General features: G+C 65.0%; 21 protein-coding genes and 1 other RNA gene. 15 read left to right on the forward strand and 7 right to left on the reverse strand.

Going from position 1 to position 18,711, the window contains the following annotated elements:
* The first annotated feature begins 2 nt into the window (after nucleotides 1-2).
* The 5 genes from ftsE to ssrA all read left to right on the forward strand — a co-directional run bounded on the left by ftsE (nucleotide 3) and on the right by ssrA (nucleotide 3,875).
* A complete protein-coding gene (gene ftsE, locus ACFQB0_RS03195) occupies nucleotides 3-1,040 on the forward strand; it encodes a cell division ATP-binding protein FtsE (protein ID WP_386727499.1) in 1,038 nt (345 codons plus the stop codon).
* Entirely contained in the window at nucleotides 1,037-1,951 is a 915-nt protein-coding gene (gene ftsX / locus ACFQB0_RS03200) for a permease-like cell division protein FtsX (RefSeq protein ID WP_386727501.1), read from the forward strand. The genes ftsE and ftsX overlap by 4 nt, the downstream gene beginning before the upstream one ends.
* A 105-nt stretch (nucleotides 1,952-2,056) precedes the next feature.
* Complete coding sequence (gene smpB, locus ACFQB0_RS03205; RefSeq protein ID WP_386727504.1) at nucleotides 2,057-2,533, forward strand: SsrA-binding protein SmpB; 477 nt, start codon at nucleotides 2,057-2,059, stop codon at nucleotides 2,531-2,533.
* A gap of 4 nt (nucleotides 2,534-2,537) precedes the next feature.
* Nucleotides 2,538-3,275 (forward strand): tyrosine-protein phosphatase, encoded by a 738-nt coding sequence (locus tag ACFQB0_RS03210; protein ID WP_386727507.1) that lies wholly within the window; start codon nucleotides 2,538-2,540, stop codon nucleotides 3,273-3,275.
* 229 nt (nucleotides 3,276-3,504) lie between these two features.
* Nucleotides 3,505-3,875: a transfer-messenger RNA gene (gene ssrA / locus ACFQB0_RS03215) on the forward strand.
* 164 nt (nucleotides 3,876-4,039) lie between these two features.
* On the opposite strand, the gene ACFQB0_RS03220 is transcribed toward ssrA, so the two are convergent.
* The 4 genes from ACFQB0_RS03220 to ACFQB0_RS03235 form a co-directional block, all read right to left on the reverse strand.
* Nucleotides 4,040-4,306, reverse strand: a complete 267-nt coding sequence (locus ACFQB0_RS03220; protein WP_386727509.1) for a Txe/YoeB family addiction module toxin — start codon at nucleotides 4,304-4,306, stop codon at nucleotides 4,040-4,042.
* The gene (locus ACFQB0_RS03225) at nucleotides 4,303-4,548 is read right to left on the reverse strand and encodes a type II toxin-antitoxin system Phd/YefM family antitoxin (protein ID WP_386727512.1); all 246 of its coding nucleotides are present in this window, start codon (nucleotides 4,546-4,548) and stop codon (nucleotides 4,303-4,305) included. The genes ACFQB0_RS03220 and ACFQB0_RS03225 overlap by 4 nt, the downstream gene beginning before the upstream one ends.
* 107 nt (nucleotides 4,549-4,655) lie before the next feature.
* Nucleotides 4,656-5,120 (reverse strand): hypothetical protein, encoded by a 465-nt coding sequence (locus ACFQB0_RS03230; protein WP_386727514.1) that lies wholly within the window; start codon nucleotides 5,118-5,120, stop codon nucleotides 4,656-4,658.
* 221 nt (nucleotides 5,121-5,341) lie between these two features.
* A complete protein-coding gene (locus tag ACFQB0_RS03235) occupies nucleotides 5,342-5,641 on the reverse strand; it encodes a DUF4287 domain-containing protein (protein WP_386727515.1) in 300 nt (99 codons plus the stop codon).
* Between the two features lie 463 nt (nucleotides 5,642-6,104).
* Here ACFQB0_RS03235 and ACFQB0_RS03240 point away from each other — a divergent pair, with 463 nt between their 5' ends.
* Nucleotides 6,105-6,803 (forward strand): DUF998 domain-containing protein, encoded by a 699-nt coding sequence (locus ACFQB0_RS03240; protein ID WP_386727518.1) that lies wholly within the window; start codon nucleotides 6,105-6,107, stop codon nucleotides 6,801-6,803.
* Nucleotides 6,804-7,056: 253 nt separating this feature from the next.
* Nucleotides 7,057-7,242 carry a LuxR C-terminal-related transcriptional regulator gene (locus ACFQB0_RS03245; RefSeq protein ID WP_386727520.1) on the forward strand — a complete coding sequence of 62 codons (186 nt, stop codon included), beginning with the start codon at nucleotides 7,057-7,059 and terminating at the stop codon, nucleotides 7,240-7,242.
* Between the two features lie 203 nt (nucleotides 7,243-7,445).
* Here ACFQB0_RS03245 and ACFQB0_RS03250 read toward each other — a convergent pair whose 3' ends face one another.
* Nucleotides 7,446-7,997: a MarR family transcriptional regulator gene (locus ACFQB0_RS03250; protein WP_386727523.1), complete on the reverse strand. Its 552-nt coding sequence runs from the start codon at nucleotides 7,995-7,997 to the stop codon at nucleotides 7,446-7,448.
* A 375-nt stretch (nucleotides 7,998-8,372) separates the two neighbouring features.
* Here ACFQB0_RS03250 and ACFQB0_RS03255 point away from each other — a divergent pair, with 375 nt between their 5' ends.
* From ACFQB0_RS03255 to ACFQB0_RS03290, 8 genes are all read left to right on the forward strand, one after another.
* Nucleotides 8,373-9,251 (forward strand): transketolase, encoded by an 879-nt coding sequence (locus ACFQB0_RS03255; protein ID WP_386727526.1) that lies wholly within the window; start codon nucleotides 8,373-8,375, stop codon nucleotides 9,249-9,251.
* Nucleotides 9,251-10,216: a transketolase family protein gene (locus ACFQB0_RS03260; RefSeq protein WP_386727529.1), complete on the forward strand. Its 966-nt coding sequence runs from the start codon at nucleotides 9,251-9,253 to the stop codon at nucleotides 10,214-10,216. Before ACFQB0_RS03255 ends, ACFQB0_RS03260 begins: the two co-directional genes overlap by 1 nt.
* 36 nt (nucleotides 10,217-10,252) lie before the next feature.
* Nucleotides 10,253-11,323 (forward strand): zinc-dependent alcohol dehydrogenase, encoded by a 1,071-nt coding sequence (locus ACFQB0_RS03265; RefSeq protein ID WP_386727531.1) that lies wholly within the window; start codon nucleotides 10,253-10,255, stop codon nucleotides 11,321-11,323.
* Nucleotides 11,320-12,846, forward strand: coding sequence for a sugar ABC transporter ATP-binding protein (locus tag ACFQB0_RS03270; RefSeq protein WP_386727533.1), 1,527 nt, complete (start codon nucleotides 11,320-11,322; stop codon nucleotides 12,844-12,846). Before ACFQB0_RS03265 ends, ACFQB0_RS03270 begins: the two co-directional genes overlap by 4 nt.
* A gap of 1 nt (nucleotide 12,847) precedes the next feature.
* Entirely contained in the window at nucleotides 12,848-13,816 is a 969-nt protein-coding gene (locus tag ACFQB0_RS03275) for an ABC transporter permease (RefSeq protein ID WP_386727535.1), read from the forward strand.
* Between the two features lie 88 nt (nucleotides 13,817-13,904).
* Nucleotides 13,905-14,885 carry a sugar ABC transporter substrate-binding protein gene (locus tag ACFQB0_RS03280; protein WP_386727537.1) on the forward strand — a complete coding sequence of 327 codons (981 nt, stop codon included), beginning with the start codon at nucleotides 13,905-13,907 and terminating at the stop codon, nucleotides 14,883-14,885.
* Between the two features lie 88 nt (nucleotides 14,886-14,973).
* Nucleotides 14,974-15,756 carry an SDR family NAD(P)-dependent oxidoreductase gene (locus ACFQB0_RS03285; RefSeq protein ID WP_386727540.1) on the forward strand — a complete coding sequence of 261 codons (783 nt, stop codon included), beginning with the start codon at nucleotides 14,974-14,976 and terminating at the stop codon, nucleotides 15,754-15,756.
* A gap of 10 nt (nucleotides 15,757-15,766) precedes the next feature.
* Nucleotides 15,767-16,663, forward strand: coding sequence for a sugar phosphate isomerase/epimerase family protein (locus ACFQB0_RS03290; RefSeq protein ID WP_386727543.1), 897 nt, complete (start codon nucleotides 15,767-15,769; stop codon nucleotides 16,661-16,663).
* Between the two features lie 148 nt (nucleotides 16,664-16,811).
* Here the strand turns inward: ACFQB0_RS03290 and ACFQB0_RS03295 are convergent, their stop codons facing one another.
* Together ACFQB0_RS03295 and hisN are read right to left on the reverse strand one after the other, a co-directional pair.
* Nucleotides 16,812-17,654 carry a putative protein N(5)-glutamine methyltransferase gene (locus ACFQB0_RS03295; RefSeq protein WP_386727545.1) on the reverse strand — a complete coding sequence of 281 codons (843 nt, stop codon included), beginning with the start codon at nucleotides 17,652-17,654 and terminating at the stop codon, nucleotides 16,812-16,814.
* A 168-nt stretch (nucleotides 17,655-17,822) separates the two neighbouring features.
* On the reverse strand, nucleotides 17,823-18,617 hold the full coding sequence (gene hisN / locus ACFQB0_RS03300; RefSeq protein ID WP_386727548.1) for a histidinol-phosphatase: 795 nt from the start codon (nucleotides 18,615-18,617) through the stop codon (nucleotides 17,823-17,825).
* Nucleotides 18,618-18,711: the final 94 nt, after the last annotated feature.

Here is an 18,711-nt window from a genome sequence, read left to right on the forward strand (position 1 = left end):
TCATGATCCGCTTCGACCACGTCACCAAACAGTATCCCGGGACCAATCGGCCGGCACTGAACTCCATCGACCTCGAGATCCTGCGGGGAGAGTTCGTCTTCCTCGTCGGAGCCTCAGGTTCGGGAAAGTCGAGCTGCCTGCGGCTCGTGCTCAAGGAGGAGAAGCCGAGCAAGGGCAGCATCCACGTGCTTGGACAGGACCTCGGATCCATCTCGAACCGCAAGGTCCCCTATTTCCGTCGCAATCTCGGTGTCGTCTTCCAGGACTTCCGTCTGCTGCCGAACAAGACGGTCTACGACAATGTGGCGTTCACTCTGCAGGTGATCGGAAAGTCCCGCGGCTTCATCCAGGAGGCCGTCCCGGACACGCTCAAGATGGTGGGCCTCGATGGCAAGGCGCAGCGTCTTCCACACGAGCTCTCCGGCGGTGAGCAGCAGCGCGTCGCCATCGCGCGCGCCATCGTCAACAAGCCGCAGATCCTGCTCGCCGACGAGCCGACGGGCAATCTCGACCCCACGACGAGCGCCGGCATCATGACGTTGCTGGATCGCATCAACGCCGGCGGCACCACGGTGTTGATGGCCACGCACGAAGCCGGCATCGTCGACCAGATGCAGCGCCGTGTCATCGAGCTCTCCGCGGGGCAGATCGTGCGCGACGAGCGGCGGGGCGGCTACGGCGCGACCTCCGCGGTGCCGACGATCACCGCTTCTTCCGGCCCTTCAGCCGATTCCGTGCCGACCTCGAGACCCGCTGCGGCCGCGCCGAAGGTGCCCGTCGAGGTCATGCAACACGCCCAACCGCTCTACATCGAGCCCGAGGTCTCCGACGAGGTGACGGATGCCGCCGCAGCGGTCACCGCCGCCGCGACGCAGGCGACACCGGTTGAACAACCCCCGACGACCATGACGCGCCCGGTGCTGCCTGCGACGAAGCACGACATGCCCGAGCAGCTCACGCTGGCCGAGAAGCTCGGCTTGCGTGCACCCGGCGAGAACCCGCACGAGACCGGCGAGCAGGAAGTGGGGCCGACCAAATGAGAATCGGCCTCGTGCTCTCCGAAGCGGCGAACGGCCTGCGGCGAAACGCCTCGATGGTGGTCTCCGTCGTACTCGTAACCTTCATCTCACTCACCTTCGTCGGCGCCGCGATCCTCATGCAGATGCAGATCGCGCAGATGAAGAACTACTGGTACGACCGTGCCCAGGTCGCGGTCTACATGTGCACGAGCATCTCGCCGGGGGAGAGCTGCTCGGCCGGCGAGGCGACGCAGGAGCAGATCGACGCCGTGCAGACACAACTCGACTCGGCCGTGCTCTCGCCGTTCATCGATAAGTACTACTTCGAGACCCACAAGCAGGCGTTCGAGAACTTTCAGCAGCAGTTCAAAGACAACCCGGTGTCGGAGTACGTCACCCCCGACCAGCTCAACCAGACCTTCTGGGTGAACCTCAAGGATCCGTCGAACGCCGACGTGCTCGTCGAGAGTCTGCGCGGCATCGCGGGCGTCGAGGCCGTAACCGACCAACGCAGCTATCTGGACCAGATCTTCTCGGTGCTGAACGCGGCCAGTTACACGGCGATCGGCATCGCCATCCTCATGCTCGTCGCAGCCGTGCTGCTCATCGCCACCACGATTCGGCTCTCGGCGTTCTCGCGGCGGCGCGAGCTCGGCATCATGCGTCTCGTCGGGGCGTCGAACCGATTCATCCAGACGCCGTTCATTCTCGAGGGGGTCTTCGCCGCGCTGCTCGGATCGATCCTGGCCGGTGGTGCGATCTGGGCGATCGTCGCGTTCTTCATTGATGGCTACCTTGCAGACAGGCTGCAGTTCACGAGCTTCGTCGGTCAGGCCGACGCCTTTGTGGTCGTGCCGATCCTGATCGTGCTCGGGGCGGTGCTCGCCGCATTCTCCGCGAACTTCGCCATCACCAGGTATCTGAAGGTCTGAGACCGGATGCCGCCGGCGCTCGTGATCGGCCATCCTCGGAGTATCCGTTAGACTGAACGGCTGCCCGGCACTCGGCCGGGGGCAACATGGTGAAGGAGTTTCGTCGTGCCCAGAGAACGTGGCCAGAAAGTCGTGGCCACCAATCGCAAAGCGCGCCACGACTACACCATCGAAGACACCTATGAGGCCGGGATGGTCCTCAGCGGAACAGAGGTGAAGTCGTTGCGGGCAGGTCGGGCGAGCCTGGTGGACGGCTACGCCTTCATCGAGGGCGGCGAAGCCTGGCTCGACGCGGTGCACATCCCCGAGTATGTCGGTGGCACATGGACGAACCACCCGCCGCGTCGCAAACGCAAGCTTCTGCTGCACAAGAGCGAGATCGTCAAGATCAGTCACAAGACCAAAGAGGGCGGGTACACTCTCATTCCGCTGTCGATCTACTTCAGCGATGGTCGTGCGAAGGTCGAGATAGCGGTCGCCAAAGGCAAGCGCGAATACGACAAGCGCCAGGCGCTGCGGGAGAGGCAGGACAAGCGCGAGGCGGACCGTGCCATGTCGAGCCGCAAGAACCTGGGGGAATAGCGCGATGGATACGACGCGCCGGATCCCGGTTCCCGGAACCTACAACTTCCGCGATCCTGGCGGCTACCGGGCCGACGGCGGGCTCGTGCGACGCGGCAAGCTGTTCCGCTCCGACGGGCTGCACGAACTCGGTGCTGCCGGGCGTGCGGAGCTCGCGAAGCTCGGCGTGCGTGTCGTCATCGATCTGCGCGACGACTTCGAGGCATCCGTCATGCCCGACGACCTCGACGGTCTCGACGTCGAGGTCGTGCGATTTCCCGTGTTCGAAGGCTCGGGCGCCTCGCAGGGAGCCGTGGGAATCACCCTCGGGGCGCTCTATGCGCGCATCGTCGATCAGCATGCGAACGTTGTGATCGGCGTGCTTCGCGAGATCGCCGCAACGGGGAGCGACGGCGTGCTCGTGCACTGCACGGCGGGCAAGGACCGCACCGGCATCGTCGTGGCGCTCGCCCTGCTCGCGGTCGGCGTGGACCGTGCCGTCGTCATCGAGGACTACGCGCTGTCCCAGGCCAATCTGGGTGGGGCGTGGCTCGAGGGCATGGTGTCCATGGTCGCGAGCTACGGTGTGCCTGACACCCCCGAACTACGCGTGCTCATGGGCGGAAGCCCGCCGGCAGTGCTCGAGGCCACACTCGACATCGTCGAGCGCAAGCATGGCTCCGTGCGGCAGTACCTGCTCGACGGCGGCCTCACGCTCGCCGAACTCGCGACCTTGCACCATGTGCTCGTCGAACCGGGCTGAACCGGGCTGGAAGCCGTCTGAGGTCCCGGTCATTCGACCGAGTTCCCATCGCAGGGCGTCCGGATCGCGCCGTCTGGGTAAGCGCGATGAAATAGCGCTGAGGAGGTTTCTGTTCTAGACTGTAAGGCCGCATCGATCCGACGTCCAGTCGCCGATGCGGCACTGACAACTCAACAGCGTGTGACAGCGACCCACTTCGGCGGGGCATCCGTGCCCGGCCAGTGCGCATGGGGATGATCGGTTTCGACATTGCCTGCAAAACTGCGAGAAGCGGGTCGAGGATGCAGGGTTATCTCGTTAACGACCTCTGCAAAACAATAAGTGCCAATTCAAAGCGCACTGACTTCGCTCTCGCCGCCTAGGCAGAGCCGATAGTCCGTCAGACCGGGTCTGCTCTCGCCCCGGAGCCTGGCGTCATTGAGAGAGCTTGCTGTGTGGTGATGTCTGAGCGCCACGCGGGACTTGCACTCGGGCTGGGCCTGTCAAGCTAGGTGCTCACGGCAAAGTTTGGGGCCGAGTAGAACGTCTATGTGGGCTACACCCGTAGAAGGCGCAGAATTACAGCAGTGGACGGGGGTTCAATTCCCCCCATCTCCACCATTCGGTCGCTGTCACACGTTGCTTGAGACCGGTGGAATTCCTTCACCGCTGTGTGGTCATGACGCTTGCCCTGTTTTTCGACGCCCAGGGCGACCTCCTAGCCGAATATCCGTGGCCCGCGCAAGACCAAGGGACTGTCAGAGATGTCCTGATACATCACAGGTTCAGTAGTGGTACCGGGCCTGCAGGATGATCACATAGGCGTCATCGACGAGGCACACGAGTCGATTGGCTTCGTCGATGCGGCGCGACCACGCTCCGGCCAATGCATGTCTCAGTGGTTCGGGCTTGCCGACCCCGTCAAATGGGTCGTCGCGAAGGATGTCCTCGATCAGGAAGTTGATGCGTTTGAGTGTGCGCTGGTCTTGGCCCTGCCAGTAGAGGTAGTCTTCCCAGCCGCCGGCCGTCCACGCGAGCTTTCTGTCACTCACTGGTCGAGGTCATGCTCCGTGACGTTGCCGGCGCGTGCTCTCTCAATAGCGTCGATCAGGCGGCGGGCGTTCTTGGGCGAGCGGAGCAGGTAGCTCGTCTCCAGTAGTGAGTCGTACTCGTCCTTGGACATCAGCACGGCCGAGCCGCGCTTGGAGGTGATCTCGACCTCGGTCTGGTCCAGGTTGACGCGCTCGATGAGCCCGAACAGGTCGCTCCGCGCTTCGCTTGCTGTGATCGCCATCATTTTTCCAAGTGGTACCAAATGTCGTACCACTCGTCGAGGGGCTTGGCGCTGGTGCTATCGCGAACTGTTGGTGCCGGGAGCTCGCTTGCTGAGCGCCTGCCGGCTCAATCCAGTTCGCGCCGCGAGAGAGTTCCAGCTTGTGCGGGGTCGGGGAGCCGTCCGGGATACGGGACCTCGGGCCGCAGAGCCTGAAGGCGTTGGACCTCGGCGAGCGAGAGCCGTCCGTCCCTCGCCTTCGCCGCGATGCTCATGGTCTCGATGTCGTTGGCAGCGGAACCAGGGACGTCGATCGGTCGCCCATCGTAGACGTTGCGGGAGTGATGCTGCATGATCGCCCACGCATAGACTGCGCGTTGTTCTTTCGTGCTGCTCATGACCCTCTTGACCAGCCAGATCACGGTGAGGAGGAAGGCGATGCCGACCAGCATCATCATCACCCCTTCGCCCTTTTTCTCCGTGTCGCCGGCGAGGACGAAGACGCCGCCGCCGAGGCTGAGGGCGGCTATGAGCGCGGAGACCCCGATCTGGGTGGCCCAGTATCCCGTCCCCTTGTATGGCTTGTCTGTCATCGGCACCCATATTACTGGTGAGCACGTTCGCCCAGTGATCAGACGGTCAGGTCGAGACCGGCCGTGTTCGTGCCCATGTGCCGAACTCGTCGGCGAGGTCACGCGATACGAGGACCGCTACCGGCTCTGCTGTCTCGAGGCCCGGGGGCATCATCATCGCACTGGCCGAGCAACTTGGCTGAACGCCCGTTGCCGCCCGCGACGGGAGCGGCCACCGCTTGTCAGTTGCTTGTGTTCGGATTCGAGTCTTTGCCGTCGAGCCAGAGCATGTCTGATTCGTCGCGGTGCGATCCGGTGGTTCCAACGTGTTTCGCGTCGATCTGCGGGCCGTTCTTGATGACGTGGATGAGTGCCATGCCGTGGCCGCGGCCGAGCCCGTAGTCCTCTTTGAGCCATTCGAGGATGGTGCCAGCCTTCACGGCCGGGTCGTCGAAACCCTTTTGTTTGGCGATCTCTGTCAGTTGGCGAGGCGTGAGGCCGGTCTTGTCTTCGATCGTGTCGAGATATGCCTGGAATGACATTCATCTTTCCTTTCCGGTGTGTCCGAGGATGTTGTCGAGCTTAGAAAAAGGACTCGGCCCAGCCTTCGGTTGTGATTTTTCGGGCTACTTCGGCGAATGAACCCTGATGCAGCGTCATTCGTATCGCGGCGTGGGGATGACTCTCTCGAGTTCTCCGCCAGAGTGACGCGGCTCGTTCGGCGGCGTTCGCGTTGTCGTTCCTCCAGGCGCCTGAATGCTTGGAAGGTGGATGCTGCTGGCAGGAAAACGCGGAACTCAAACGAATCCCCATTCATAACCAATCGGTTGTAGAAATTATCGGTTACACAATAGCATCATGTCGGCCTCGGTCAACCCGCCTGCGAGGTGGATCTGGCCTGCCGGGCAAGGAGGTCTCTCGATGGTTGACAGTGCGCGTGTGATCGTCTAATAGTAACTTATTAGTTATATAACTAATAAGTTCTTTATAGAGCGGAGCGATCGCATGTCACAGGCACAGGCACAGGCACAGGGCCAGGATATGGTGAAGAAGCCGGGGGTTGTCGAGTCGGGAGGGGGTGGTGGTAGCAAGCTCCTTGTGCTTGGGTCGTTCGGCGGGCCGCTGTTCGTTGTGCTCGTCCTGATCCAGATGGCGGTCGTCCCCTGGTTCGACATCGTGAAGTTCCCGCTGAGCGTGCTGAGCGTCGGCGAGACTTGGTGGATGAACAAGACCGCCTTCCTCGGCGGTGGGTTGCTCACCCTTGCCGGCGCGATCGGTCTACGGCGCACCCTCCGTGGCCGCCCGAGCGGCGCATTCGGGCCACTCCTGATCGGCGTCTTCGGGGTGGGTCTCGTCGGCTCCGGCATCTTCGACGTCGACCCAGGAGACGGCGCGCCTCCCGGGTCTCCGGCCCTGACCCAATCCGACTACACCTGGCACATGTACGCCCACAACCTGTCGTCGATGGTTGCCTTCATCTGCCTGTCGATCGCCTGTTTCGTCTTTGTCAGGCGATTCACGCATCAGGGCAAGTGGGCATGGATCGTCGTATCAGTATGTGTCGGAGTCGTCACTTTCGTGTTGTTCTTCCTCCCCGTCGGGACGCCGAGTCTTCGCCTGGCGATCGCGACGCTGCTCATGTTCAGCTGGACCACGGCATTGTTCCTCAGCACCCGCGCGGCTTCGCGCGTGCTCCTCGTCTGATAGGGGCTACGAGAGAGGCAACGGCGATCGAGGTCAACCTCGAGCGGTCAGACCGGAGCCTAAGCGTTCAGGTCGATGATGACGGGATCGGCTTTTCGCGGGATAGCATCCGTTTGGGCGTGATGGGCATGGTCTCGGCGACCGAGAAAGCCGAGGTTATCGGAGGAGAGCTGACGTTCGAGTCGGTGATTGGGCGCAGCACATCCGTGCGACTCGTGATTCCGCGACAACGGGATTTCGCGTAGGCCCGACTGTGCATCGCATCTCAGTACTGGTTGCGGACCACCAGCTCTTCTTGCACAACGACCGTGAAATCGGCCTCAGGCTGGTTATCGCTGAAGGCACGGTCAAGCGCCACACGACCAACATGTATCTGAAGCTCGGCGCCACATCCTGGATCGACACCATCAGGAAAGCCCGACACCACATGGGGCATTGACGCCAGTAGGTGGCGGCAATTGGTCTATTCCGCTTTCTCTTGCGTTCGGATTCACAGGGCTGCGCCAGCGGCAGCTCGCCCTCTCGCTTGCTGGCTCATGGGATGTCGTTGAGGGCCTTCCGGAGACCGTGACGAGGCTGGTGACCGCCCGGGAGGACGTGCGCAAGCCACGTCGGGTGAGTCCCGGCTACGCCCGGGCATCCTCAGCCCGGCAGCGGAGCGTTCTCGGCCGCGGCGAGTGCTTCGTTCTCGAGCGTCTGCAGTTCGCGGGTCTTCTCGAGCATGCGGCGCAGCAGGCGGTTGAGTCGGTCGACGTCGTCCTCGGAGAGGTCGGCCAGGATGATCTCCTGTCCGCGCAGCGAGATCGGCAGCATGGCGTCGTGCATCTCTGCACCCGTGCGGGTGAGGTACATGGGTCGCGAGCCGCGTGGTCCGTCGACCAGGAGCACGAGATCGCGCCTGAGCAGAGTGTTGACACTCTTCGAGACGACCGCCTTGTTGAGCCCGAGGAAGTCCGACACCTCCGTCGCAGATGCGCCAGGGCGGATGGCGAGTGCCGAGATGACCCGCCAGTCGTTCGTGCCGAGCCGGAAGCGTCGGCGCAGCTCATGGGACTCCCGCCACACGAGCGTGTTGGAGAGCAGCGCGAGAAGTCTGGGGGTGAAGTTGTCCGGGTCGATCGTGTCGATCAACGGATCCGTGACGGCCTCGGACAACGTGAGCGAACGCGCCCTCAGCTCTCTGTCGCTAGACATGGTCCCCCTCTGGCGCGTGAAGTCCGGACTACCCCGATTCGTTGTGAGGAAAGTGTCTCAGAGAGCAGCCGGGCCCTCGTCGGCTCTCGCCGTGATACGGGGCACGGAGGTCGCGTCAGTCACGACTCGCATTGACTTCCTCGTCCCTCGGACTCCGCGTCAGACGGCACGATCCGGGATCGCGCCTCATCGGGATACCCCTCCACGCTACCGTAAACACGTTTGGAAAACTTCTTGTTTACTTGTAAACATCAGTGTGTTACTGTCGCTACGTCGGAGCCGGGATCGCCGGTTCCCCGACCGCGAGTGAGTCGATGAGGACGCCACGATAAGGCGGCAGATCGGCATCCGTGTCATTCAATGAGGAGGCATGAGATGGGCCAAATGAGCCTGCAAGCGGGTGAGAACCCGCACACTGTCGAGGAACTGGAAGACCTCGCTTTCGAGCTGAGGTCGAAGCTGCTGCACCTGTGCGGCACCTACGAGGGGGCCGTGCACATCGGCGGCGACCTGTCCGCCGCCGACATCTTCACGGTGCTCTACCATTACGGGCTCAATGTCGATCCCGCCGACATCGCCAACCCAGCCAGGGATCGTTTCGTGTTGAGCAAGGGCCACGCCGCGGTCTGCATGTACATCGCGATGGCCATGCGAGGGTTCTTCCCCTACGAGGGGATCGTCGAGACCTACGGCCAGCTCGACTCCGCATACGGAATGCACCCGTGCAAGGTGCAGCTGCCCGGAGTGGAGTGCTCGACGGGATCGCTCGGACACGGCCTCCCACTGGCGGTCGGGATGGCGCTCAGCGCCCGCGGCCGCGGTGAGTCTCACCGGGTGTTCTGCTTGCTCGGCGATGGAGAGACCGGCGAGGGATCGGTGTGGGAGGCGGCGATGGCCGCCCGAAGCAACGAGCTCGGCAACCTGGTCGCCTTCGTCGACCGTAATCGTCAGCTGATGACGAGTTTCGCGGAGGAACGGGTCGTCTTCGAGCCGTACCCCGACAAGTGGGCGGCATTCGGCTGGAACGTCGTGAACATCGATGGACACGACATGGCTCAGTTGGTCGCCGCGGTCGACGCGCTGCCCGCACCCGACAGCAACCGTCCGACCATCGTCATCTGCGAGACGGTCAAGGGCAAGGGCGTCGACTTCATGGAGCGCAACCTCGCCTGGCATGCCGGCTCGCTCGGCGCCGCCGACCTGGAGCGCGCCATGGCCGCGCTCGAAGCCTCGCGTGAGAAGGAGTCCGTCTGATGCCCGTTACCTTCACCTTCGGCGAGATGCTCTCGGCTCGGTCCGTCATCGGCACCACGCTGGCCGAGCTCGGCGAGGACCACGGCAATCTCTGGGTGCTCACCCCCGACATCGGCGCGACGCTCGTCGAGTTCCGCGACAAGTATCCCGAGCGCTTCGTCGATGTGGGACTCGCCGAGCAGGCCTGCGTCGGCATCGCCGCCGGCCTCGCCTACGACGGCAACATCCCCGTCGTCTCCGGCATGCTCCCCTTCCTGAGCATGCGTGCGCTCGAACAGGTCCGCAGCGACATCTGCTATCCCAATCTGCCGGTGAAGATCATCGGCACGCATGGTGGCCTCGTCGGCAACGGCGGCTCGACCCACTATGCGGTCGAGGACCTGGCGCTCATGTGCGCTCTGACGAACATGACCGTCACCTCCATCGGCGACCCGCTGATGGTGGGGGAGATCATCCGCCAGTCGATGACGATGCAGGGCCCGATCTACATCCGTCTCGCCGTCGGCAAGAAGGACAAGGTGCTCTACGAGCAGGGTCAGCACGACATCCGTATCGGCAAGGGCATCATCGCCCGTGAAGGAGCCGATGCCACGATCTTCACCCACGGCACGGTCGTCGCCCAGGCGCTGGATGCCGCCGACGAACTCGCGAAGGACGGTCACTCGGTGCGCGTCGTCGACATGTTCACGCTCAAGCCGATCGACGAGGAGCTCGTCGTGCGGTGCGCCGCCGAGACCGACGGCAGGTTCGTCGTCCTCGAGGATCACCTCGCCTACGGCGGTCTTGCGTCGCGGGTCGCGGATGTCGTCGCCGACCGCAACATCCACCTCAACGCCTTCGATCGCCTCGGAATCCCGCAGCTGTACGCGGGCTTCGGGAACGACGAGGAGCTGCGCGACAAGCACGGCTACGGGCTCGAGGCGACGATCGCGGCCGCACGGCGCGTCATCGCGGCGCGGCCCTGACCCGCCCCACCTGTCATGCGCTCAATGGAGAGACGAATGAGAACAGTAGCTGTCACCAAGATCGGGAGCCTTCGCGATCCCGACGAGCAGACCCGTGGTCGCATCGGCCTTGTCGACTTTCCGGAGCCGACACTCGGAGCCGAGGACGTCCGGATCCGGGTTGCCTACTCCGCGATCTGCGGCTCGGACCCGCACCTGGCCGAAGGATTCTTCGGCACAGAGGTTCCGATCGGGCTCGGTCATGAGCTCTCGGGTGTCGTCGAGGCGCTCGGCGAGAATGCGTATCGCAACGGCTTGCGGATCGGCGATCGCGTCGCGGGCAACTTCCTGCGATTCTGTGGCACGTGCACGCCCTGCCGGACCGGGAAGCAGCAGTTTTGTGAGCACATCCAGGACTACAACCGTCCCGGCATGGCCGAGACGGTCACCTGGCACGAGTCTCAGGTCTATAAGCTGCCCGACGGTGTGTCCTTGCTGAAGGGCTGCCTGCTCGAGCCGACGTCCGTCGCCGTGCGGATCGCCGACAAGACCGCCATCAAGGTCGGTGACCGGGTGGTCGTCTGCGGGGGCGGTCCGATCGGCCAGTTGGCTCTGCAAGTGCTGAAGATGAACGGCGCGACCTCGCTCACCCTCATCGAGCCGATCGCGGAACGCCGCGAGATGGCGCTTCGGCACGGTGCCGATGCCGTGATCGATCCGATCGCAGAGGACCAGTACCGGCGCGCGGATGAGATCACCGACGGCGCAGGGTTCGATGTCGTGATCGACGCCTCCGGATCGACCCGCGCCGTGCGCGGCCTGCTCGACATCGCCGCCAAGGGAGCGACCGTCGTCTACGGGGCGATGTACCCGCATGACTTCGAGATGCCCCTCAACCTCTCGGACTACCTCTACCTCAAGGAGCTCACGCTCACCGGGGTCTTCGTCTCGCCGTACGCGTTCCCGCGTGCGTTGCAGATCCTGCCCCACCTCGACGTCGACGAGCTCACCCTGTCGGTGTTCGAGCTGGAGGATGCCGCAGAGGCCTTCGCCATGCATGTCAGCGGCGCATACCCCAAGGTCGTCATCCGCTGCAACAACCTCGACGATGCTGCGGTGCGGTCATGACGCTCACGCGGGAGGAGCCGCGCGTGCAGGACCTCACTCCGGCGCTCGAGGCGGTCGACATCGTCAAGCGCTTCGACGGCGTGCACGCCCTCAGCGGCGCGCGGCTCTCGGTGCGACCGGGCGAGATCCACGCGCTGCTCGGCGAGAATGGTGCCGGCAAGTCGACGCTGATCAAGATCGTCACCGGGATCTACTCTCCGGACGGCGGCCAGATCCTCCGCGGTGGCGAGCTGGTCGAGTTCGCCAATGTGCGCGTCGCGCACCGGGCGGGCATCGTCGCGCTCTACCAGGAGCTGTCGATCGTGCCGACGATCAGCGTCGCGGAGAACATCCTCCTCGGTGAGCAGCTGCCGAGCCGTGCCGGCATCGTGGACCAGGCGTCCCTGCGCCGACGCGCCAGGCAGCAGCTCGACCGCCTCAACCAGAAGATCCCGTTGCGCCGACTCGCCGGCTCCCTCTCGCCGGTGCAGCAGACGATGGTCGCGCTCGCGCGGGCGCTCGCCACCGACGCGCGGGTGCTGATCCTGGACGAGCCGACGGCCTCGTTGACCGACCACGAGATTCGCGACCTCTTCGCGGTGCTGAGGTCGCTCCGAGACGAGGGAGTCGCGATCGTCTACGTCTCGCATCGGCTCGAGGAGGTCTTCGAGCTGTGCGACCGCCTCACCATCATGCGCAACGGGGAGACGATCGTCACGAAGGACGTCGCAGACTCCACCATCGACGAGGTCATCTCCACGATGGTGGGCCGCTCGGCCGGTGACCTGTATCCGGAGCGTGGAACGGCGACGACCACGGTCGCGATCACGGTCACGAATCTCCAGGGTCGCCGAGTGAAGAACATCTCCTTCACCGCCCACGCCGGTGAGGTCCTCGGCATCGGGGGTCTCGCGGGTTCGGGACGCAGCGAGCTGCTCCGCATCCTCTCCGGCTCGCAGAAGCACAGATCCGGCGAGATCGTCGTGGGCGGAGCCACACTCCCGAGCTCCCCGGGGGTCGGCCGCGCGCTCGACGCGGGTATCGCGCTCGTCCCCGAGGAACGCCGGAGCCAGGGTGTGATCCTCCGCGCGTCGATCCAGGACAACATCGCCCTGGCGAACATCCCGGAGGTGAGCGCCCTCGGCTGGGTGCGGGGCGCACAGATCGTCGAAATGGCCAAGCGCGGGATGACGGATCTGCAGATCAAGGCCCGTGGTCCGCGTCAGCACGTCGGCGAGCTCTCGGGCGGCAACCAGCAGAAGGTCGTTTTGGCCAAGATGCTGGCGCGCAAGCCCAAGGTCCTGCTCATGGATGAGCCGACCCGCGGTATCGATGTCGGCACGAAGGCGGAGATCTACCGCCTGATCCGTCAGCTCGCCGCCGAGGGAACGGCGGTGATCGCCGTCAGCTCCGAGCTTCCGGAACTGATCGGCATGAGCGACCGGATCCTCATTATGCACGAGGGCGAGGTCTCGGGCGAGGTCGCTGCAGAGGGCGCCGACGACGAGCTCCTCCTCTCCTACTGCTATGGAAAGACAGATTGAAATGACCAGAACCTTCACCGTCGCAGCCCCGGCCAGGTCGGTCGGGAGACTGCTCCTGCACGGCGGCACCGTCGTCGCCCTCGTCGCTCTCATCGTCTTCTTCTTCGCGATGCGCCCTGACGTGTTCCTCACCTTCGTGAATGTAAAGAACATCCTGTTCCAGGTCTCCATTCTGGCGATTATCGCCGGTGCCCAGACGGTCGTCATGGTGGTCGGCGACTTCGATCTGTCGGTCGGCGCGACCTCGAGCCTCGCCGGAGCCGTCGCCGCGTCACTGATGCTGACCGGGGTGCCGATCGTCCCAGCGATCCTCGTCGCCCTAGGGGTCGGGCTGCTCGTCGGGCTCGTCAACGGCCTTCTCATCGCGTACGTGAATCTGTCGGCGTTCGTGGCGACCTTGGCGACGATGACGTCCGTGATCGGCGTCGCCTACCTCGTGACTGCGGGGACGACGCTCTTCGACCTCCCGGCCGAATTCAACAACCTCGGCCAGGGGAGGCTGTTCAACATTCCGCTGCCCGTATATATCGCGATCGTCATCTCGATCATCCTGTGGGCGGCCCTGCGGTTCACCACGGTCGGCCGCCAGTGGCACGCGATCGGCGGGAGTGTGGAGGTGTCCCGGCTCTCTGGGGTCAACGTCCGGCGCGCCCGACTGCTCGCCTTCACCATCGCGGGGCTGGTCTCGGCGATCGGCGGCATCCTGCTGGCCGCCCGGCTGGGCAGCGCGAGTGCGGTCCAGGGCGGCGACAACATGATGTTCTCGGTTGCCGCCGTGTTCCTCGGGATGACCGTCATCAAGTCTGGCGTCGCCAATCTCGGCGGGACCATGGTTGGCGTCGCGATCATCGGCGTCATGAGCAACGGCCTGAACATCCTCGGCGTGAACGCCTATGTGCAGCAGGTCGTCACGGGCTTGATCATCATCGCGGCCGTGACCCTCTCGTCCCTGAAGACGCGGGAGAGGTAGCAGCACCGCCTCAGTAAGCCACCGAGCGGACTCTCGTCCTGCGCGGCACCAAGAGAAACAAACGCAACAGCGACAAAGGAGTAGACATATGCGTACCAAGTTCACCGTCTTCGCGGCCATCGCCGTGACGGCGGCACTGTCCCTGGCAGGCTGCTCGGGTTCCGGCGGAGGCGGCGATGCCGCCAAACCATTCAAGGTCATCGCCTTCACCTCCGGCAACCAGACCCCGGTCGGCGCCTGGTGGGTCAAGGCCGTCACGCAGAAGGCCGACGAGCTCGGCTGGGATCTGACAATGATCCAGGGTGACTTCGACTTCCAGAAGATGAACCCGGCCGTCGAGAGCGCCATCGGCCAGGGTGCCGACGCCATCCTCGATGGCTACACCGACGTCGCGTCGATCGGTTCTATCGTCACAGCAGCCAAGGACGCGGACATCCCCATCTTCGCGATGGACAGTGCGACCAAGGAGAGCGACGCATTCGCCATCAACATCACGGCCAACCAGCAACAGATCGCCGACAGCACCGTCAACGCCCTCGACAAGGCGGTCGGCGGGCTCAAGGGCAAGAGCGTCATGGTGATCGGCCACGACCCGCACCCGGGCATTCGCGAGCGTGCCAGCCTGGCGGAGAAGGCGTTCACCGCCGCCGGCGCCACGATCGCCGGGGGTGACATCCAGAAGGTCAAGTCTCCTGCGACGGGTCGCACCGAGGCGCTCGCCCTCGTCGCCGACTATCTCACGGCTCACCCGAACGGGCTCGACGCGGTGTGGGTCGGCTGGGATGACGCGGCACTCGGTGCGGCGAAAGCCCTCACCGAGGCGGGTTCGAGCGCGAAGGTGACGGGCGTCGACGCGACGAGCGAGGCGATCGCCCAGATCGAAGCCGGCGGCAACTTTCTCGCGACGGTCGAGCAGCCGTGGCCCAGTATCCTCGACTCCCTGGTCGGGCACATGACCGCCTTCCACAAGGACGGCACGCTACCGAAGACGAAGTTCGAGGCCGTCGATACGACTCTCGTCGATGCGTCGAATGCGGCGACCATCACCCCGTCGGACAAGTTGAAGTAATCGGGTCCGACACCCGTGGGGCTGGGCGATCGCCCAGCCCCACGGGCTCATCTTCGCCCATCACCGCACCTTTGGAGAGAGTAAGCACATGCGTTTGGAAGACAAAGTCGCCATCATCACCGGCGGAGCCAGTGGAATCGGCCGTGCAACGGTGCACAAGTTCGTGCGCGAGGGCGCACGAGTGCTGGTCGCCGACATCGACCTGAGACGGGCCGAGGATGTCGTCGCCGAGGTGACGGCGGCAGGCTTCGACGGCGCCGCCGCCGCTGCCCAGGTCGACGTCTCGAGCTTCGCGGACGTCGAGGCCGCCGTTGCGCGCGCCGTCGAAGTGTTCGGCAAGCTCGACGTCATGTTCAACAACGCGGGCATAGCAGGTGGCAAGCCGTTGCTCGACCACGACCCCGAGGTCGACTATGCCCCGATGATCCGTATCGATCAGGACGGCGTCTACCATGGCATCCTCGCCGCGGGGCGGCAGTTCCGCGATCAGGGCACCGGTGGTGTCATCATCAGCACCTCCTCGATCTACGGCGAGCAGGCGGCGGAGCTCGCCTTCTCGTACAGCGCCGCCAAGGCGGCCGTGATCTCGTTCACCCGCTCGGCTGCGTACGAGCTCGCCGAGTTCGGCGTGCGTGCGGTCGCGATCACTCCCGGCCGGGTGGGCACGCCGATCATCAACCAGTTCAGCGAGGAGCTGAGACGGACGTTCGCATCGGAGCAACTGCGCGGCGTCATGACCGAGCCCGAGGAGATCGCCGATGTCGTGGCTTTCCTCGCCTCCGACGAGTCCAACGCGATCAATGGAACCGTCGTGCACGTCGACGACGGGTACTCCAGCTTCAAGCAGCGATTCGACCTGCCGACCTTCTGAGGGGCGAACAATGGACGCCGATCTGGATGTGGCCTGCCACCTGAATGTCCTCGCCCCTGGGGTGTCGTCCGCGCGGCTTCCTGCCGCACTGGACACCATCGCCGCCGCGGGCTATCGACGAGTCGTGCTGCCGCCGCTGAATCCGGATGCCATCGATGCTGCGGCACTGCGTGAGCTGTTCAGGGTCCGTGGGCTGACTCCGATCACCATCGCAGGGCAGGCTCCGGACGCCGATGTCTCCTCGCCGAGCGGAGACGTGCGCGCAGCCGGGGCCGCCCTGCTCCGTCGTGCACTCGATCTCACCGTCGCGCTCGGCGCGGATCAGATGAACGGGGTGCCCTACGGCGTTTTCGGCCATCCTGCGGGCCTGACCGATGGCGCGGCGTTCGAGAGGTCGGCTGCTGAGGTAGGACGCGTTGCCGACGAGTCTCACGATCGCGGGGTTCTCATGACCTTCGAGGTGCTGAACCGCTACGAGACGTCCGTCGTGAACACCGCTGCGCAAGCGATGGAATACGTCTCCGCCAGCGGCTCCGAACACCTCTGGATCCACCTCGACACCTTTCACATGGCCGTAGAGGAGACCGATGCCTCTGTAGCCATCCGCACCGCCTTGCCCAGGCTCGGCTACCTCGAGCTCGGCCAATCGGGGCGAGGGGCGCTTTCGGCGGGCGCGGTCGACATCGGGGGCATCGTGCGCCAGGCCCTGGACGACGGATACGGGGGGAGGTGGGGTGTCGAGGCCTTCTCGCGCTCGACCCTCGACGCCGCGGCTGCCGACATGCTGGCGATCTGGCGGCGCCCCTTCGACGACGGCGTAGCGCTCGCGGTGGACGCGGCGCGCACGATCGACACGGGCTGGGCGGCGAGCAACGTCGGTCGCCGTGTGGGAACGACCGATCAATGAACAGAAGTCAGCAGCATGAACACGATCATCGAAGCACGTGGAGCACTCATCGACGAGACGATGTTCGCGGTCAAGATCCCGGCGCGTACCCGCTCTGAATCCCTGCGAGACTGCGTGAATCGTCGAAAAGAGTGCTCTATATGACGATTCACGCAGTCTCGCGGGGGAGGGGAGGGGGCCGGTAGCCAGGGGGGCTGAACGTCGTCGGCCGGGTCCCGATGACGACGGTGGCCTCGTGCTCTTCGGAATCGGCGACACCGAGGAGAAGGCCGTTGCGGGCGAAGAACTCCCGGGCGAGCGGTGCCTGCTCCTCGCTCGTCTCGATCAGGAGGCTGCCGCCGGGCGCCAGCCACCGCGGCGCGGCGGCGACGATCCGACGATGCACGTCCAGGCCGTCGGATCCACCGTCGAGCGCCATGCGCGCCTCGTGCAGGCGCGCCTCGGGGGGCATCGTCCCGATCATGTCGGTCGGAACATACGGGGCATTGGCGACGATCACGTCGATGCGACCCAGCAGTGTGGTCGGCAGCGGGTCGAACAGGTCGCCCTCGAATACTTGGCCGCCGACGGAGGTGAGGTTGCGCAGCGCGCACCTCACCGCGCCCGGATCACGGTCCACCGCGTACAACTCGGCACCGGGCAGCTTCTTCATCATGGCGACCCCAACGGCCCCTGAGCCGCAGCACAGGTCGAGCACGACAGGGTCGGTCGTGCGTGCGGCCGCGACCGCGCACTCGACGAGGAATTCGGTGCGGCGCCGCGGCACGAAGACGCCAGGATCGACGGCGATGCGCAGGCCGGCGAACTCTGCCCAGCCGAGGAGATGTTCGAGGGGGACACCCTCGACACGCCGGGCCACCAGTGCGTCGAGCTTGGACGGAGTCCCGGCTGACGCGGCGAGCAGCGCCGCCTCATCCTCCGCGAAGACGCAGCCTGCCGCGCGGAGACGGTCGACGACGGGCTGGAGCGAAGGAGTGCGGGGAACCGGCATGAGCCATCAGCCTAGCCGGGCCCTGAGCTACTTGGCGGCTCCCGCGAGGCTTCCTGTGACCTCTCCGGCCGGGTCGTAGATCAGCAGGAGACCCTGTGGTCGCCGCGCTCGTCATAGTGATCGCGGAGAGCCACCGGGCACGCTGAGGGCACCGCGGACGCGGGCGGTTCAGCGCAAGGCGTCGAGCACGGCGTCGTGCAGCAAGCTGTTGCTCGCGAGAGCGTTGCCGTGCCACGGCCCCGGCTCGCCCGTCACCGAGGTGAAGCGCCCGCCGGCTTCTTCGACGATCGGCACGAGCGCCGCGAGATCGTAGGGCTTGACGTCGAACTCGCCGGCGACGTCGATGAGACCCTCGGCGAGCAGCATGTACGACCACATGTCTCCATAGGCGCGGTCGCGCCAGACGGCGCGGGTGAGGGCGATGAGCCGGTCGAGGTAGCCGGCCTCGTCCCATTGGGCGATGCTGTTGAAGCTGATCGAGGCGTCGGCGAGGTCGCTCACGGCCGAGACCTGCAGGCGGCGTGGTGCGAGACCGCCGTCCGCGAGCCATGCTCCGGCGCCGGAGGCTGCCCACCAGCGTCTGCCCATAGCCGGCGCGCTCACCACCCCGAGCACGGGAACGCCGTCGACGCCGAGCGCGATGAGGGTTGCCCACACGGGGACTCCCCTCAGAAAGTTCGCGGTGCCGTCGATCGGGTCGATGATCCACTGGCGGGTGTTCGTTCCCTCGATGCCGTACTCTTCGCCGTAGATGCCGTCGGCGGGACGTGCCGTGCCCAGGCGTTGGCGGATGGTGCGCTCGACGGCCTGGTCGGCATCCGTCACATGCGTGCGGTCCGGCTTGGTCGAGACGAGCAGATCGCTCGCCCGGAAGCGGTCGAGGGAAATGGCGTCGGCGAGGTCGGCGAGGTCGAGGGCGAGCCCGAGATCGTCGGAGAGAGAAGGCTTGGCGATGTCGGTCACAGCTTCAGACTAGTTGTCGCGGGGGGACGGAGGCGCACGACGTCGATTGGCCTTCCCCGTGTTCGTGATGCTAATGTTGACCCTCGGTTCGGCT

Origin of the sequence: Luethyella okanaganae, assembly GCF_042660285.1 — a bacterium.
GTDB classification, from domain to species: Bacteria; Actinomycetota; Actinomycetes; order Actinomycetales; family Microbacteriaceae; genus Luethyella; species Luethyella okanaganae.